14 protein-coding genes are annotated in these 17336 nt (G+C 71.7%); 9 read left to right on the top strand and 5 right to left on the bottom strand.

Annotation, left to right across the window (positions count from 1 at the left end; translation table 11 throughout):
- The first annotated feature begins 2 nt into the window (after positions 1–2).
- From FHR82_RS38805 to FHR82_RS38775, 7 genes are all read left to right on the top strand, one after another.
- Positions 3–920 carry an SDR family oxidoreductase gene (locus tag FHR82_RS38805; RefSeq protein ID WP_184815636.1) on the top strand — a complete coding sequence of 306 codons (918 nt, stop codon included), beginning with the start codon at positions 3–5 and terminating at the stop codon, positions 918–920.
- Positions 917–2128 (top strand): FAD-dependent monooxygenase, encoded by a 1212-nt coding sequence (locus tag FHR82_RS38800; protein WP_184815635.1) that lies wholly within the window; start codon positions 917–919, stop codon positions 2126–2128. Before FHR82_RS38805 ends, FHR82_RS38800 begins: the two co-directional genes overlap by 4 nt.
- Complete coding sequence (locus FHR82_RS38795; protein WP_184815634.1) at positions 2125–3051, top strand: esterase/lipase family protein; 927 nt, start codon at positions 2125–2127, stop codon at positions 3049–3051. The genes FHR82_RS38800 and FHR82_RS38795 overlap by 4 nt, the downstream gene beginning before the upstream one ends.
- 25 nt (positions 3052–3076) lie before the next feature.
- A complete protein-coding gene (locus FHR82_RS38790; protein WP_184815633.1) occupies positions 3077–4456 on the top strand; it encodes a cytochrome P450 in 1380 nt (459 codons plus the stop codon).
- Entirely contained in the window at positions 4453–4668 is a 216-nt protein-coding gene (locus FHR82_RS38785; RefSeq protein WP_184815632.1) for an MbtH family protein, read from the top strand. The genes FHR82_RS38790 and FHR82_RS38785 overlap by 4 nt, the downstream gene beginning before the upstream one ends.
- 187 nt (positions 4669–4855) lie before the next feature.
- On the top strand, positions 4856–6724 hold the full coding sequence (locus FHR82_RS38780; protein WP_184815631.1) for an AfsR/SARP family transcriptional regulator: 1869 nt from the start codon (positions 4856–4858) through the stop codon (positions 6722–6724).
- Between the two features lie 327 nt (positions 6725–7051).
- The gene (locus FHR82_RS38775) at positions 7052–7636 is read left to right on the top strand and encodes a response regulator transcription factor (protein ID WP_184815630.1); all 585 of its coding nucleotides are present in this window, start codon (positions 7052–7054) and stop codon (positions 7634–7636) included.
- A gap of 12 nt (positions 7637–7648) precedes the next feature.
- On the opposite strand, the gene FHR82_RS38770 is transcribed toward FHR82_RS38775, so the two are convergent.
- The gene (locus tag FHR82_RS38770) at positions 7649–8509 is read right to left on the bottom strand and encodes an alpha/beta fold hydrolase (protein ID WP_184815629.1); all 861 of its coding nucleotides are present in this window, start codon (positions 8507–8509) and stop codon (positions 7649–7651) included.
- 527 nt (positions 8510–9036) lie between these two features.
- On the opposite strand from FHR82_RS38770, the gene FHR82_RS38765 reads away from it, so the two are divergent.
- Together FHR82_RS38765 and FHR82_RS38760 are read left to right on the top strand one after the other, a co-directional pair.
- Entirely contained in the window at positions 9037–10908 is a 1872-nt protein-coding gene (locus FHR82_RS38765) for an FAD/NAD(P)-binding protein (protein WP_184815628.1), read from the top strand.
- 61 nt (positions 10909–10969) lie between these two features.
- Positions 10970–12202, top strand: a complete 1233-nt coding sequence (locus FHR82_RS38760; RefSeq protein WP_184815627.1) for a putative PEP-binding protein — start codon at positions 10970–10972, stop codon at positions 12200–12202.
- Positions 12203–12221: 19 nt separating this feature from the next.
- On the opposite strand, the gene FHR82_RS38755 is transcribed toward FHR82_RS38760, so the two are convergent.
- From FHR82_RS38755 to FHR82_RS38740, 4 genes are read right to left on the bottom strand one after another with little or no spacing between them, the layout of a single operon-like run.
- Entirely contained in the window at positions 12222–13259 is a 1038-nt protein-coding gene (locus tag FHR82_RS38755; protein ID WP_184815626.1) for an NlpC/P60 family protein, read from the bottom strand.
- 31 nt (positions 13260–13290) lie between these two features.
- Positions 13291–13773 carry a poly-gamma-glutamate biosynthesis protein PgsC/CapC gene (locus FHR82_RS38750; RefSeq protein WP_184815625.1) on the bottom strand — a complete coding sequence of 161 codons (483 nt, stop codon included), beginning with the start codon at positions 13771–13773 and terminating at the stop codon, positions 13291–13293.
- Positions 13770–15113, bottom strand: a complete 1344-nt coding sequence (gene pgsB / locus FHR82_RS38745; RefSeq protein ID WP_184815624.1) for a poly-gamma-glutamate synthase PgsB — start codon at positions 15111–15113, stop codon at positions 13770–13772. Before pgsB ends, FHR82_RS38750 begins: the two co-directional genes overlap by 4 nt.
- On the bottom strand, positions 15113–17299 hold the full coding sequence (locus FHR82_RS38740) for a HAMP domain-containing protein (protein ID WP_184815623.1): 2187 nt from the start codon (positions 17297–17299) through the stop codon (positions 15113–15115). The genes pgsB and FHR82_RS38740 overlap by 1 nt, the downstream gene beginning before the upstream one ends.
- Positions 17300–17336: the final 37 nt, after the last annotated feature.

The following is a 17336-nucleotide window of genomic DNA, read 5'->3' as shown; positions in this document are numbered from 1 at the left end:
TCATGGAGAACAATCGGCACGCGGTCCTCGTCACCGGCGCGTCGTCGGGGCTGGGGGAGGCGACGGCGATCGGGCTCGCCAACGCCGGGTACACCGTCTACACCGGAGTCCGCTCGGAGGAGAACGCGGAGCGGCTCGCGGGGACGAACCCGCTGATCCGCCCCGTCATCCTCGACGTCACGGACAGCGGCTCGATCGCGGCGGCCGGCAAGCTGCTGCGCGAGCAGACGGACGGGGCAGGCCTGCACGGCCTGGTGAACAACGCAGGCGTCTGCGTGTCGGCGCCGCTGGAGTGCCTCCCGGTCGAGGACCTGCGGGCCGAGCTCGAGGTGAACCTCATCGGGACGGTCGCGCTGACCCAGGAGCTGCTCCCGCTGCTGCGGATGCGGACGGCCGTGGTGCCCCCGGCGATCCCCGCGGGACGGATCGTCAACATCAGTTCCGGTATCGGCCGGGTCGCCGCGCCGTTCCTCGGCGCCTACGCCGCGTCGCAGTTCGCCAAGGAGGGCGTGTCGGACGCACTGCGCAGGGAGCTCGCGCCGCTCGCGGTGAGCGTCTCGGTCATCGAACCCGGCGCCATCATGACCCCGATCTGGGCCAAGGTCGCGACGGGCGCCCGCCGGGTGCTGAACGCCGCGCCCGACGACGTGGCCGAATCCTACCGGGACCGCTTCGAGGCGTTCGTGGCGATGAACGAGGACCGCGCGCGGACGAGCAGGACGCGGCCGGAGAACGTGGCGGCCGCGGTCATCCACGCCATGACCGCCCGCCGCCCCAGGACCCGTTACCACGTCGGACCGGACGCGTGGGCCGCCGCCATCGCGTCGCGCCTGCTGCCGGACCGGGTGCTGGACGCAGTGGTGCGCAGGCAGTTCGCGGCCGTGGCCCCCGCGGCCGGCCGTGCGGAGCAGACGCCGTGAAGGCGCTGGTCGCCGGTGCCGGGGTGGGCGGCCTCACCACCGCGATCGCGTTGCGGGCACGGGGCATCGACGTCGAGGTGTTCGAGGCGGCGCCGGAGGCGCGGACCTCGGGTGGCGGGCTGGGGATCGCGTGCAACGCGACGAAGGTGCTTGCCGCGCTGGGCATCGACCTCCCTTCGGCGGGGGTGGGACGCGTCTGCGAACGGTTCACCCTCCACACCGCGCGCGGCAGGCTGATGCGGGAGCTGCCGATCTCCTCGATCGCCGCCGAACTCGGGTCGCCGGTCGTCAACGTGCGCCGTGCCGACCTGGTCACCCTGTTGCGGGACGAGGCGGGGGACACGCCGATCCACCACGGCGCGGAGGTCGTCGGGTACGAGCGGGCCGGCGGTGGCGTGTCGGTCGTCTGCGCGGACGGCCGGACGGCGACCGGGGACCTGCTGGTCGGCGCCGACGGCATCCGGTCCGCGGTCCGGGCACGGGTGGTCGGTCCGGAGCCCGTCAACGAGTACGGCTACGTCTGCTGGATCGCGACCACCGCGTTCGAACACCCCGCGCTGCCGCCCGGCGGCGCCGCCCACTACTGGGGCCGGGGACAACGGTTCGGCCTGATCGACATCGGCGGCGGGGACGTCTACTGGTGGGGAACGAAGAACTTCCCCGTCGGGCAAGCACGCCGGTGGGCGGGCACCAAGGACGACGTACGCCGGTACTACGCGGGCTGGGCGAGCGAGGTCGGCGAGGTGATCGCCAGGACGCCAGAGACCGGCATCGTGAGTGTGCCGGCCCAGGACCGGGACTTCACCGACCGCTGGGGCGACGGACCGGTGACGCTGGTCGGCGACGCGGCCCACCCGATGCTCACGAGCCTGAGCCAGGGCGCCGGGTCCGCGATCGAGGACGGGTACGCGCTCGCGCACCACCTCGCGCACGCGAACGGCCACCCGGACGGGGTCGTCGCGGGTCTGCGCCGCTACGAGCACGCGCGCCGCGAACGCACCCGGTGGCTGGTGTCGGCCTCCCGGCGCCTGAGCCGGACCGAACAGCTCGCGCACCCGGTCGCGGTGGGCCTGCGCGACCTCGTCATCAGGTACGCCCCGGCGTCCGCCGTGCGCAAGCAGAACCTCGCCCCGATGAGAGCGGAACTTCCGGCCGAGCCGGAGCCGCCGACGAGATATCCCAGTGCCGACAAGGAGATCACGCGATGACCACCAGCGCGACCAGTACCACGACCGGACAGGTGCGGCGTTCGAGCCGGGCCACTGGACCGGGCAAGCTGCCGGTGCCGTGGGACATGCGCGCGGGCGTGAAGCGGTACCTGACCCCTGGCAAGCCGCCGCCCGGCGCCAACGACCCGACGGTCACGCCGACCGAGGAACACCCCCGGCCGGTGCTGCTGCTGCACGCCTTCATGTCCAACCAGTCGTTCAACTTCCAGGCCGGCGCACCGTTCCTGCGCAACCACGGGTACTGCGTGTTCACCATGAACTGGGGCAAGCCGAAGTGGGCAGGCCGGTTCAACGTCCCGTTCCACGGCAGCGCCGACCTGCGCCACAGCGCCGAGCAGCTCGCGGCGGAGGTCGAGCGGCTCAAGCGGCGGTTCGGCGTCGACAAGATCGACCTCGTCGGGCACTCCGGCGGCGGGGGACTGCTCATGCAGTACTACCTGAACGTCCTCGAGGGATATCCGAACATCGACAAGGCGATCTCCATCGCGCCGTCCAACCACGGCGTCTCGTTCAGCACCCTCACCTACGTGTACCGCAACGTCGCCCCGCGCATGTACCACCTGATGGCCCGCAAGCTCTTCCCGCTCTGCGACCAGGGCGCAGCGGACTCCGCGACGATCGACCTGATCTACGGCAAGGGCGACACCCGCCCCGGCCCGACCTACACCGTGATCATGACCGAGCACGACCAGATCGTGACGCCGTTCAAGAAGGCGTTCCTCGACGGTCCCAACGTGACGAACATCCTCCTGCAGGACGGCTGCCCGGAGGACCTCTCCGAGCACGCCAGCATCATCTACAACGAGCGCGCGTGGCTGCACGTCCTCAACGCCCTCGACCCGGAGCACGCCGAGCCCGTGCCCAGTTTCCGCGTCGACCCGTACTTCCCGGGCTGGAAGTGACCGGCTCCACGACGGAGGGACAGCGATGACCGACCAACTGCCGACGTACCGGCGCAGGCCCGCCCGCGACCGGTTCTACGGCTGGCGCCCGGAGATCAACCATCCCGAGCCGGGGCCAGGTGAACAGTTCCCGCCGGGTCCTCGCGCACCGATCGCGGTCCAGTCCCTGCGCACGTGGGCGGCCAGGAACACCTACTGGCCCAAGATGCAGCAGCAGTACGGCGACACGTTCACGCTGCGGGTCGCGCCCATCGGCCGGATCGTGATCGTGTGCAGGCCGGAGGACGTGCGAACGGCGGCACTCGGCTCGCCGGAGATGTTCCCGATCGGCGAGAACAACCTGCTGTTCGAGCCACTCGTCGGCCGTGGGTCCGTGCTCGCGCTCGACGGCGCGGCGCACCGGGTCGAGCGCAAGCGGATGGTGCCGCCCTTCCACGGCAAGCGCATCGCGGCCGTCGTGTCGACCATGGAGCGGCTGGCCGAGGACGAGGTGGCGAGCTGGCCGGTGGGCAGCACGTTCACGCTCGTGGAGTGCATGCGCCGGCTCACCCTCAAGGTGATCATCCGGGTGGTCATGGGCGTCGAGGAGCCTGGCCGGGTGGCCGACCTCTCCGCGGCTCTCGGCCGGGTCCTCGACGTCCGGACGCTCGACCTGCTGATGTGGATCTGGCCGCGGCTGACCGGGTTCGGGCCGTGGCGCAAGGCGATCGCGGGCATGCAGCTCGCCGACGACCTGCTGTTCGAGGAGATCGCCAGGGCTCGTCGAGACCCGGGCCGGGCCGAGCGCCCCGACGTGCTGGCGATGCTCCTCGACGGCAGCCCCGACGACGAGCTCGTCCGGGTCGAGCTGCTCACGCTGCTCCTCGGCGGCCACGAGACGACCGCGGTGGCGGCGTCGTGGATGTTCGAGCGCCTGCTCAGGCACCCGGCGGCGCTCGCCAGGACGAGGGAAGGCCTCGACGACCCCCGGGACGAGTACCGGACGGCGGTGATCAAGGAGACCCTGCGCCTGCGGCAGCTCAGCTACAACCTCGGGCGCCGCCTGTCCGCACCGACCGAGCTGGGCGGGTACACCCTCCCTGCAGGCACGTTCGTGTGGCCATCGATAGCGGCGGCCCACACCGATCGGGCGACCTGGGGTGCGGACGCCGCCGCGTTCCGGCCGGAGCGCTGGCTGGAGCCCGACCCACCCTCACGCGCGTTCCTCCCGTTCGGCGGTGGCGCGCACCGCTGCCTCGGCGCCCTGTTCGCGGAGACGGAGATGGACGTCATCCTGCGCACGGTGCTCAGGAACGTCGACCTTCGACCGGACCGGATGCAGGACGAGAAGCCGGTGATGCGCCACGTGGTCCAGGTGCCGGAACGCGGTGCGCGGGGCCGGGTCGTGCGGCGGCTCGGCTCATGAGTGCCCCGGACCACGCGAACCCGTTCGACGATCCCGACGGCGTGTTCCTCGTGGTGCGCAACGACGAGGCACGGCACTCGCTGTGGCCCGGCGACCTCCCGGTCCCCTCCGGCTGGGAGGTCGTGCACGGCACCGACACCCGCGACGGCTGCCTCGCCTACGTCGAGAGGAACTGGACCGGCCTCCGTCCGCAGGGCGCGCGAACCCCGTAGCAGGCGATCCCCCGAATGTCGTAAACCGCAAGGGTTGCCGTGTCGCGAGTATTGGCGACATGCGCGGTCCATCCCCGCTCCAGATGATGGGTGTACAGGGATCGACGGGGGTGGTCATGTACGTGGCGATGGCGGGTCGAGAGCAGGATTCCACCGCTGCGGCGGTAGGGGGACGCCGTTGACCGAGGTGCCTGCGTTAGCGGAGTTCCGGCTTCTCGGTGCGTTCGAGGTGTGGGTAGGCGGTCATCGGCTGCAGCTCGGCGGCTGCAGGCAGAAGAAGGTGCTGGCCACGCTGTTGCTCAACGTCAACGCCGTGGTCACCACCGAACGGCTCGTGGACCTGCTGTGGGAGGACCCGCCGGGGACCGCCCGCAGGCAGGTCCACAACGCGATCGCGCGCTTGCGGGTGTCGCTCGGCAGCGCCAGGGCGCTCGTGGTCTCCGATGGACCGGGCTACCGGGTGCAGGTGGCGCCGGAGCAGGTGGACGTCCACCGCTTCACCCGCGCGCTCACGGCCGCCCGCAGGGCCGCCGCCAACGGTGACTGGGGTTCGGTCAGCCGCACGGTGCCCGACGCGCTGCGCCTGTGGCGTGGTCCTGCCCTGGCGGGACTGTCCGGCAGGCTGCTGGAGGCGGCGGCGCACCGCCTCGACGAGCAGCGCCTCGCCGCGCAGGAGCTGGCGGTGGAGTCCAGGCTCGAGGAGGGCGAGGCGGCCAGCCTGATCCCGGAGCTCACCGAGCTGATCGCCGAGCACCCGTTGCGGGAGGGGCTCCGCGCCCAGCTGATACTCGCCCTGGCCAGGTCGGGCAGGCAGTCCGAGGCACTGGAGGTGTACGAGCGGACCCGCCTGTTGCTGGCGGAGGAGCTCGGGCTCGAACCGGGGCCGGGCATGCGCGAGCTGCAGCAGCGCATCCTGCGTGGTGATGCTTCGCTGCGGGGGGACGGCCCGGCCGTGCCGCCCGCTCGGGTGCTGTTCGAGGTGCCGGCGCCCGTCGAGAAGGACACCGCCACCGAGGACGTCCCCGCCGGCACCGTCTCGGTGGCCACGCCACCACGGCCGTGCCTGCTGCCCTACGACATCGCCGACTTCACCGGCCGGGACGAGGACATCGCCCGGCTCCTGGCCGCCGCCGGCGCGCCGACCGAGTCCGCGACCGTGGTCACCGCCATCGACGGGATGGCCGGGGTCGGGAAGACGGCGCTCGCGGTACGGGTCGCCTACCTGCTGGCGGACAGGTACCCCGACGGCCAGCTGTTCATCGACCTCCAGGGGCACACGCTCGGCAGGCGCCCGCTGGATCCGGCCGCCGCGCTCGACTTCCTGCTGCGCAGCCTCGGCGTGCCTGCCGACCAGGTACCCGCCACCCTGCCCGATCGCATCGCCAGGTGGCGGTCGCAGGTGGCGGGCAGGCGGTTGCTGCTGGTGCTCGACAACGCGGAGGACACCGCGCAGGTCAGGGCCCTCATGCCGACCGGACCGGACATCGGCGTCCTCGTCACCGGCAGACGCAGGCTGTGCGCGCTGGAGGGCGTGTCGTCGCATTCGCTCCAGCCGATGTCGCCCGGCGACGCCACCGCGTTGTTCCGCCGGGTGGCGGGCTGGGAGCGGACCGCGCCGGAGCCGCGCGGGGTGGTGGACGTGGCCGAGCTGTGCGGGCACCTGCCACTGGCCGTCCGGATCGCCGCGTCCCGCTTCCGCAACCGGCCCGCGTGGACCGTGCGGCACCTGGTGGACCGGCTGGGCGGCGCGGGCAGGCAGCTCGCCGAGCTGTCCCTCGGTGATCTCAGCGTGGCGAACGTGTTCGCGGCCTCCTACGACCGGCTCACCGTCGAACAGCAGCGTTCGTTCCGGCTGCTGGGCACCCACCCGGACCCCGAGTACAACGTCACCAGGGCGGCCACCTTGCTCGGCATGAACCCCGAGAGCGCGGAGCGAGTGCTGGAAGAGCTGCTCGACGTGCACCTGCTGATCCAGGACAAGGTCGGTCGCTACCGCCTGCACCCCCTTCTGCGCGAGTACGCCCGCTCGATGGGCGGGGACGAGGCGGCGGCCTGACAGGTGGACCGCGATGTCCCTTTCATACCGATGAGTCCATTTTCGACCGTCTTCTACGGGCCGAGAACGAAAGCAGAATGTAAGTGCCGCCGCTTACGGTCGTCAGATGCGCATCCGGATCACGAGCGGGCTCAGGGGAGTGCACAGGATGTGCGCTCCCCGGCGTACTGCTGGGTCGAGAACGGATGTAATGGGGAACTGGAACCCAGTGCCGGGGATCGAATCGGTGACTGGTGAGCTCGAGGGCGGTTCAGAGCGAGGAGTGACGTGATCAGTGTTGACATTCTCGACAGCAGTCCGGTGTTTTTGAGGGGGCTGACACAGACGTTGTCCGATGGGGGTATCAGGGTCGTCGGTGCGCGCACGTCGCCTGCCGGGCACGGCGCGTGGGCCGGACAGGTGGACGTGTACATGGTGGACACGATGTCCGTGCCGGTGGGGCTGGCCGCCCACCTCAGTGGACTGCCCGGCGCGACCCTGGTCGTCGTCGGTGTCCCGCCCAGCGACGACGTGGCCGCCACCTACCTGCGGGCCGGTGCCGGAGGTGTGGTCAGCAAGCAGGACCCGGCCGACGCACTCGTGACCGCCGTCCGGGAGGTCGCGGCGGGCCGCCTCGTCGGCGTACGGCGTGGTGAAGCCGGTGAGGCGAGACCACAACAGGACGAGCCGGGCCTGCTGTCCAGTCGGGAGGAACAGGTGCTGCAGCAGATCGCCAGCGGTCTCACCCACGGCCAGATCGCCATGCGCCTCGGCATCAGCCGGTACACGGTGGACACCTACATCAGGCGCATCCGGGCGAAGCTCGGGGTGGGGAACAAGGCGGAACTGACGCGTGCGGCCATCCTCCGCACCTACGACGGCGGCTTCCGCACGCTCTCCGACGCACAGGCGAGACACCAGCTCGAGACGTGACGGGCCCGGCGCTCAGTCCGGCCGCGTGAGGAACGTGAGCACGGCGCTCTCCCACGCCGCCTTCTGCTCGACCATGACCCAGTGCCCGCACTTGGGGAAGATGTGCACCTCGGCGTTGGGGATGGTCCGCATGGGCAGCAGGGCCATGTCCACGGGACTCACGCGGTCGTCACGGCCCCAGGTGACGAGCGTGGGTGCCGTGATCTTGTGCAGCAGAGCCCAGTACGGAGGGCGGTCGGACGCGGCCGCCGCGGCCGTGGCGGCGGTCATCGCCGCCCGGCCGTACATCCGGCGGGTGGTCTCCAGCGTCCTGGGTTCCGTGGCGTGCGACCACCGCTCCTCGATCATCTCCTCGGTGACCAGGGCACGGTCGTACACCATCGAGTGCAGCCAGCGGACCAGGCGCTCGCGGGTCGGCTCGTCGGCGAACTCCGCCAGCAGGTTGACGCCCTCGCCGGGTGCCGGGCTGACGATGTTGGTCCCCAGCCCGCCGATGGTGACGATGCGGCGGAACATCCCGGAGTCCCGGATCGCGAGGTTCGCCGCGACGATCCCGCCCATCGAGTTCCCGATGACGTCCACCCCGTCGAGCCCGAGCCCGTCCAGGAACCGGCGAACCGCCTTCGGCGCGGCGACCAGCGGGTGGTCGTCGGTCGGGTCGCTGACGCCGAACCCGGGCAGTTCGAGTACGAGACACCGAAACCGCCGCGCGAACGCCGCGAGGTTGCCGTGGTAGTTGCGCCAGCCGGTGACGCCCGGCCCTGAGCCGTGCAGCAGCAGGAGCGGTGGTCCGTCACCTGCTTCGTGATAGCGCAGGACGCCACTGTCGGTGCGCAGTTCGCGCAAGGTGTCCTGATGGGTCGGTTCTGCCACGACGCACACGCCCCCAAGGAGCTGGAACAGGTTCTAGTTTCATGCTAGCGCTGTGTCAACCGACGTCTGCCGGGTCCTCCGGTGGGTCCGACCAAGCCGACGGTGATCGCCGTGCCGGGTGGGCTGGTGTGCCGCGAAAGCGCCTTTCACAGCACAACGGGACGTCGTCAGTGTGCGCAGGCGCCGGGGGCGCAAGCCCACACCACACCCCAGGCAGACCGACCCTCGCCAAGCCACCGAAGATGCCAAACCGCACGGCCATCCCAGAGACCTGCCCCTCCGGCGAGGAGCCGCCGGAGGCAAAACCCGTCCGGCAAGGACAAACCACGACCCCACCCCGGCCAACGCAAGTGGACACAGCACCAGCAGCAGGGCTGGCGGACCGGTACTCGCGCGCGCCGGCGCGGCGAGCCCTGCCCGCGGCTCGCGAAGAGCAACCAGGAAGTGGTCGCGGGCGCCGGACGTGGACCAAGATCGTCCGCCAACGGACCGGCGCCCGGGTCACGGAGTCGCCATGAAATGCCGGAATGGTGTGTTTTCGCGGTAATATTTCCGGTGTCGGCCGCTGGAAAGGACGAGAAAACAAGGTGGAGCGGCGCAGAGTTCTCATCGTCGGAGCAGGGCTCGCGGGTACCGCCACCGCTGTTCGCCTTCTCCAGTTCGCCCGCGAGCCGGTGGAGATCGTTGTGCTCGAGCGGCGCGCCGAATACCGGCAGGCCGGCGTCGCGTACCACCGGGAGAGCAACCACTGGCAGCACGTCTTCAACATTCAGGCCGGGCGGATGTCGGCGTTCCGGGAAGACGTCGACGACTTCGTGACGTGGGCCAACCACGAGGCCGACCGGAACGGCTGGCCGCCGGAGTGGCGCGATTTCACCTTCACCGAATCCGGGCCCGCGCCGCGGCGCATCTATCCCGACTACCTCTCCGACCGGCTGGCCCAGGCGGCGCGGGAAGCCATGGACGGCGTGACCCTGGTCGAGGTGGACGGCGAGGCGGTCGACCTCGATGTGCGTGGTGAGCACGCCGATGTCGTCATCCGGACGGCCGACACGGGGACGAGGACGGTCCGGGCCGACCACGTCGTGCTCGCGACCGGACTCGAACGGAAATACCCGTCGTTCGCGGCCGCGGTCATGGATCACCCCGCATTCGTGCGGCACCCGTATTCGGCGGCGGGAATCGAAAGAATCCTCGGTCTCCGGCTCGACGCGGTCGTGGCGATCGTCGGCACGTTGCTCAGCGCGTACGATTCCGCGGCGCTGTTGTTGCGGCACGGCCACACCGGAAAGATCCACATGATCTCCGGTTCCGGGCTGACGCTGCGGACCTATCCCGTCGACCACCGGCACCGCGTCGTCGAATTGCCGCCACCGCGCCTCGGCGCAGGCACCTACGACGGCACGGCGGATTTCGTCCGGCGGGTCAGGGCCGAATGGGAACGGGCCTGCCGGTGGGTGCGGCGCGAGCACCCGGAAATACCGGCGTCGGTGGTGTCGGAACACGTCGCCAAGGCGTGGGAGCCGTACGTCCCCGAAATCCTGTCCGGCATTCCGTCCGCCGACCTGCGGGCGCTGCTCGACCGGTACGGCAGCCTGCTGGCCATCAAGCGGGTCGGCGTCATGGCGTACACGACCGAGCTGGTCGAGGCCGCCATGACCGGCGGCGGGCCGGTCACGGTCACCGCGGGAAAGGTCGACGGGATCCACGGCACCGAGGCGGGCACGCTGGTCCTGTCGATCTCGGGGGCCGTGCCGCACGACATCGAAGCGGATCTCGTGATCTCGAACTTCGGCCGGGAGTCGAACTACGAACGCGTCGCCTCCCCGCTCTGGGCGAACCTGCTGCGCAAGGGCGTCGCCTGTGCGCACCGGCGCACCGGACGGGGTGTCGAGGTCGACGGCTGCGGCAACCTGGTCGACTCGGCGGGACTGCCGTCCGGCCCGGTCTCGGTCGTGGGCAGTCCGCGTGAGGGCGACGAGATCGTCAAGAACGGCCGCACGGGTGCGTTCACGTTCAACCTCGCCGCGATCAAGAACCACTCGGTGGAGGTGGCGACCTCGGTGCTGTGCCGGCTCGAGTCGTGTTACGACAGCGCCGCCGCCACGTTGACCGACGCCCCGGAGCTCACCGAGGCGGTCTCGTACTCGACGATGATCGAGGTCCGCAGGATGACCGCGCGGCGCCGCGACCACCGCCAGGCGCTCACCTCGCGCCTCGAGGACAGCCTGCGGACGATCCAGGCCATCACGACCCGGCACGGCACGACCACGACGGACCGGGCGGTGCGGCTCGCGATCACGGAGGTCGCCGCCGCGAAGCTGAAGGACATGTCCGTCACGCCCCGGGACCTCCGGATCCTGCTCGGTCTGGAGAACCGCATGGAGTCCGTCGACTGAGCCGGTCCCCTCGCATGCGGGGAGATGCGTGGCGTGCCGGGCGGCTGCGAGCCTGAAGATCGTGAGCGTTCGCGAACTCCTCGGGGTCCTGCTGGTCGACGGGCGGACGACGAGCGTTCGCGGGGTCTGCAACCACACCAGGCGGCCCGTCGCGGGATCGATCCTGGTCGTCGAGGCGCTCGGCCCGGACCTCTACGACACCATCGTCGCGTCGGCCGCCGTAATCTGCGGCGACGGGGGCCGCACCGGTCACATGGAGTCGCTGTGCCGGTCGCGGGGAATCCCCGTGCTGCGGGTCGACCGGCGCGAGCTCGCCGGGCTCACCGGCCAGGTCACGGTCCGCACGGACCGTGAGTCGGTCGTCCTCGGTGACGTGGACCTGCCGGCGCGGTCCCGCCGGTCCTCCGCCGTCACCCCGGCCGACCTCGGGTCGATCTGCGTGGTCATCGCCGACGCGACCGACGTCGAGACGACGAACGCGCTGGCTCCCCGGGTCGAGCAGGTGACGAGCTTCTTCGTGCGCGAGGAGTTCGTGTGCCTGTCCGCGGGCCTGAGCCCGCTCGACGCGCTGCGGTCGGGGTCGCTCGAGGCCGACCGGTACGGGGCCGCCATCGGGGCGGAGCTGTGCGGCATCGTCAAGGAGCTGCTGCCCGGTCAGCGCCTCGTCATGCGGCTGCTCGACCTCCGGTCCGACGACGCGGAGCGGATCACGACCAGGGTGACGGTGCGCCGGGAGAACAACCCCGACCTCGGCCTGCACGGCGCGCGGGCGTTGTTGAAGGAACGCGGCTACCCGCGTGCGTTCGCCGCGCTCCGCGACCACGTCGCGGACCGCCTCGGACCCGACGCGGAGAAGATCGGCTTCGCGGTGCCGTTCATCAACGACCACTACGAGTACCTGCGGCTGCGCCTGCACCTCGACCTCGCCGACGACCTGCCGCTCGCGGTGTTCGTCGAGACCCCCGCCGCCGTGCATTCCGTGCCGGAGTTCTGCGCGGCCGGCGCGAGCGAGCTGTTCGTCGGCACCAAGGACCTCGTGCAGTTCTACCTCGCCGCGGACCGCGGCAACCACCTGGTCGCAGGCGCCTACCAGACGCGGCACCCGGCCGTCCTGGCCGGACTGGGGCAGGCGGTCGGCTCCGCGCGCCAGGCGGGCACGCCGGTGCACGTGTACTCGCTGCTCGCCGACATGGACCACTACGTGCGGGCGCTGCCCGCGGACGGTTTCATGATGTGCACCGCCGAACTGCGGAGCCTGGCACAACAGGACGTGCGCGGGGCCGAGGCCGCGTAGAGCGCGGCGGCTTCGAGGGTCAGATGCGCCGCGCGGCGCGCCAGCCCCGCGAGTACATGCCGCCGTCGTCGAGCAGTGACGTGCCGCCGAGGTCGCCGAACGTCGGGCCGTTCGCCCGTTCCCGGCTCGACATGAACCGGTAGTGGCCGTCCGAGTCGATGCCGACGAAGATGCCGACGTGGTCGAGCTCGTCCTCGCCGCCCTCCACCTCGAAGAACACCAGATCACCGGGCTGCAGCGCGTCGTAGGTGGTGACCCGGGCGCCCTTGTCGGGGATCAGTGCGACGCCCGGCCCGTTCTCGGCGATGGCGTACGCGCGCCGCGGCAGGCCGGGGCCCGGGTCGTTCGTGCCGAGCATCGGATAGCCGAGCCGGTAGCCGTAGACCATCCGCACGAAGCCGGAACAGTCCAGGGCACCCCAGTGGTCCGGCTTGGGCTCCTTGCTGATGTCCGGGAACGCGTAGGAGATGCCGAGGTAGTCGAGGAAGTCGGACTGTTCGAGGCGTGCGTAGCCCGCTGGTTCCACCGGACCGAAGATCGCGTCGCCGTGCAGCACCAGACCGTCGTCGTCCCGCACGTCCTCGGCGCCGTCGGCGTACTGCATCGCGACCCCCAGCACGTCGGGGCTCGTGTCCTTCCGCGCCGCCTCGAACCACTGGCCGAACCACGCGGCCTTCTCGGCACCGGCCGTCCACACCACCGGGGCCAGCCGGACCCACGTGGTCGTGGTGATCGTCGCGTCGGTGAACCGCGGCTCGGCGAGCGTCCGGGACGGCCCGGTCAGCGCGACGGTCCTGGCGCCGTCGGTGAACGTGGCGAGCACCGCGCCCGCCTGGTCCCGCACCACCGTCCGCCCGGGGTTCGCCAGCCGGTCGAAGCGCGGGCCCGCCCCGGGCGCGGCCGCGTCACCGCCCGCCTGGATCGCGAGCGCGGTCGCCGACGACGACGCCGGCCCGGCGTCGCCGTCCGTCTGCTGACGGGCGAACTGCACGACGCCGAATCCGCTCAGCCCGATCACCGCGAGCACCACACATGTCCGCAGAACCCTGTGCGCCATGCCCTGAGCACGTCCGCGCGCACGAGTCGGTTCACACGGCGGGCACGAGCCCGACGAGCACCCCGCTGGCCAGCACCCCGTAGCTGGCGAAACTGACCGTGCCGGTGGCGAGCAACGTCGACACCGGCGGCTGCCGCACGAGCTGGTAGGCGATCAGCCCCGGCACGACGAAGCCGAGCGTCTGGTGCGCGAACAGCAACGGGAAGTCCCGCTGGATCAACAGGAACAGCGTGCTCTGGAACAGCACGCCGGTGAGCACCACCGCGGCGAACAGCCGCTTTCCGTACAGGATCACCGCGCGTTGCAGCAGCTTGGTCGCACCGAAGGTGAGCGCGGTCATGAACACCACGATCGCCGCCCGCCGGTAGTCCTCGACGAGGGTCAGCGCCACCCAGCCCGGGGTGATCATCCCGCCGGGGGACAGGTTGGTGGTCAGGTAGCACATCAGCGAGAACAGCAGGCCGATGGCCAGACCGAGGGTCGCCACCTCGGGCAGCAGGCCGTAGGTGCTCACGGCCGCTGCCAGAGCCGGTCCCGGATCCGGGGCAGGGGCTGTGTCTCGGCCGCGCCCTCCGACCTCGGGTACGGAGTGGGCCTGGGGCGCGGCTCCCGCGCTTCCTCCGGAGCGACTGTGCCCTCCGGAGCGGCCGGGAGGGGCACGGAGGCGGTGGCGGCCGCGGGGGCGGCGGGCAGCGTCTCGAGTTCCGCCAGCAGCAGCTCGCCCTGGCCGTGGATGTTGCCGATCGCGATGAGGGAGGCCTGTTCGTCGATGCCGTCCACGATCTCGTCGACGAGCTCGGTCGCGTCCCGCGTGCCGCCGAGGTCGACGATCGTGTCGTGCCACTTCTGCGGGATGGTCACCCGCGCGCTGCGGGTCGGGGTGCCGATCAGCACGGTCCGCTCCGGTTTGATGTCGGTGACGAGCGCGCCCATCTGTCCGTTGCGCTCCATGCGGTCCGGGCGGCAGTTGATGACGAGGTGCAGTGGCCGCCGGATGGCTCCCGAGGTGAGCAGGCGCTGGATGTTCATCAGCGTGGACTGGGGGTCGTTCGCCGCGAACACGTTGGCGACGCGGATCAGCTTGCCGTCCACCAGGTACCGCTTGACCTCGAGCACGCCGGGGTCGGGCGGCGCGGACCACATGCCGGTCAGCGCCGACTGCCGGTTGACGCCGAGCAGTTCGGCGACGGTGAGTGCGATCGCGACGTTCTCCTTGAACGTGATCCAGCTGAACCCGGCCATCTCCTCGTCGGTGATCGAGTCGGGCCGCACGACCAGCAGCCTGCAGTCGCGGCGCGCGGCCTCGCGCCTGAGCAGTGGCAACCGTTCCCGCTCCGCGGTCACGCAGACCCCGCCGGCCGGCATCGTCCTGGACAGGGACCGCGCGACGTCGTCGAGTGTCGGGCCCATCTCGGCCAGGTGGTCCTCCCGGACGTTGCACAGCACGCCGATGTTGGAGCGGATCAGCTTGTCCTGGCTGATCGCCTGCAGGTCCGGCATGACCGCCATGCACTCGATCACCAGCGCGTCCGGCCGGTACGCCGAGGCCCGCCGGACGATGCCGACCTGTTCGATCACGTTGGCGATCCCGAACTTGCGGTAGACCGGTTCCTCGCTCGCGTCCGGGTGGATGAACCGGGCCGCGGTGCCGGTGGTCTTCGCGACGGTGACGAGTCCGCCGCCACGCAGCGCGCCCGCGCACAGCCGGGTGATCGAACTCTTGCCGCGAATCCCGTTGATCATGATCCGGTGTGGGATCCGGTTCAGGTTGGCGTGGTGCCTGCGTTGTTCGACGACCCCGCCGAACAGCAGCAGCGCGGACCCGGCGAGCAGCACGCAGTACAGGAACACCATCAGCGGCCCCGGGGCGCGGGAGACGGCCGCGGTCTGGTGCGCGGTGCCGAGGGCACCGCGGCGATCAGCTCGGTCGCGTCGGTCGCCGCGCCGCTCGGCCTGCGCGCGCCGCCGAGCCTGCGCACCCCGTCGGTCAGCGCCTGCCTGCAGATCTCCAGGCACGAGGCGATCGTGCCGATCTGGTCCTGGTGCTGGGGGTAGGTCACCGAGGAGTAGCGGCCCGCGACGATCTCGTCGGCCGCCTCGGCCACCCGGCGCAGTGGCCGGAGCAGCAGCAGGTACTGCCAGCCGAACAGCAGCACCGCGAGGAGGGCGGCGACCAGCGCGGCCACCATGGCGTCGCGCCGCTGTTCGTTGCCGGGCAACGCGAGGTCGACGACCGGCTGCTCCGCGACGACCGTCCACCCCAGCTGCCCGCTCGCCCCACCGCGCAGCGGGGCGGCCACGACGACGGCCTGTCCGTCCGTGCCCTCCTGCGTCCTGGCGACCGGGCCGTCCTTTCCGGCGTCGGTGGCGCTGTCCCGCAGCTCCGCACCGAGCTCGGCGAAGGCGACGAAGCCGTCGGTGGCGGCGATCGTGCGCAGGTCGTCGTCGACCAGCCGGACCGAGCCCGGCGCGCGACCGAGCAGTCTGGCGATGTGGTCCAGGTCGAACTCGCCGACCAGTGCCTGGCCGTCCGGCAACGGTGCGTGGGCGAACAGCACGGGCACGGGAGCGGTGCCCTGCCGCAGGAGAAGACCGGGTTCGGCGGGCAACGGCTCCGCGGTGCGCAGCGGTGGGCGGCCCACCACCGAGCCCGCGCCGCCGGACCGGTCCGCCACGTACACGCTGCGGTACCGGGACTGTCCGGCGATCAGCTCGTCGAGACCGGACCGGACGTCGCCGCCGGTGAGCGCGGCGAACGACGTCAGGTCGGCGAGCCCGTCGTTGAGGCTGCGCCGCAGCGCGTCGGTCGCCGCCGTCGTCTGGTTGCCCGCACTGCTCACCACCGCGTCGGGCACGACGACGTCCCGGCTGCCCGCGGTCACCAGCACGGTGGCCGACCAGCCGAGCACCGCGGCGGAGGTGAGGCCGATGGCGAACCAGGTGGCCGGGCCCCTGCGCCGACGGCTGCCCGGCCGTTCCGGAGTGCCGCCACCCAGCTCCGCGCGGCAGTGCTCGAACGCGGCGGCGATCCGGTCCACCTCCCGGGTCCTCGACCGCCTGATGCGGGTCGTCATGAGCCGCCCGCCCGCGATCGCGAGCGCGTCGGCCCGCAACCGCCGGACCGGGCCGACCAGCACCCGCCGCACGACCAGGAACCCGGACAGCGCCACGGCAGCGAGCGCGACGGCCGGGATGACGCCGTTCCCGCCCGGCCCCGAGTCGGTGACCGGGGCGCGCACCACCGACACCACGGCCAGGCCGAGCACCCCGTCCACCTGGGCGGACGACACGGGGGTGTACACGACGGTCGGCTGCCGCCCGGCGACCGTGCTGCCGGTGAGGTTGCCCTTCTCACCGGCAGCGGCGGCGGCACTGGCCAGTTCGACCAGCCTGCCGACGTCGGGGTCCAGCGGTGCGCCGCGGGAGTCGATCACCTGACCGGTGCTCGCGGTGAGCAGCAGCGTCTCCCGCAGGTCGCCGCCGAGTGCGGCGTCGGGGAGCCTGCTGCCGCGCGCGGCGACGAGCAGCCTGGCGCCGGGCAGCGCCTGGGCCACGACCACCCGCAACGCGCCGTCGGCGCCGACGACCGGGGTGACGGTCGTGCCGGTCACCGACCGGGGGAGCGACTGGACGGCGACCGGCTCACCGCGCGACGCGACGAGGGCCCGGGAACCGGCGTCCAGCACCGCCGCGCCGCGCCACTTCCCGTTCTGCAGCAGCCGCGCCACCAGGTCCTCCGGCGTCGCCGCCGGCACGGCCGTCGCGGCGCGGAGGTCGGCGATGCCCTGGCTGGCGGCGGCGCCGACCGCGGCACCGGCACCCCGCACGAGCTGCGCCTGTGACTCGGCGATGGCGGCGGGCACGGTGCCGGACTCACGGCCGCCGAGCAGCACCGCGCACAGCCCCGCGTGCAGCAGCAACAGGACGAGCACGGTCGTGGCGGGGGTGCCGATCCCGGAGGGGAAGCCGCTTTCCGGTAGCTGGTCGGTCAACGTGTGCCCCGGCTGGGGGCGACGCGGTCGCCTGGTGCGGACTCCCATGGTGATCTACACGTACGCCAGCCCGGAAGCGTTCTGG

Source organism: Actinophytocola algeriensis (assembly GCF_014203735.1).
Classification (GTDB): domain Bacteria; phylum Actinomycetota; class Actinomycetes; order Mycobacteriales; family Pseudonocardiaceae; genus Actinophytocola; species Actinophytocola algeriensis.
Note: the sequence above shows the minus strand (reverse complement) of the source record. Positions and strands in the feature narration are given on the sequence as shown.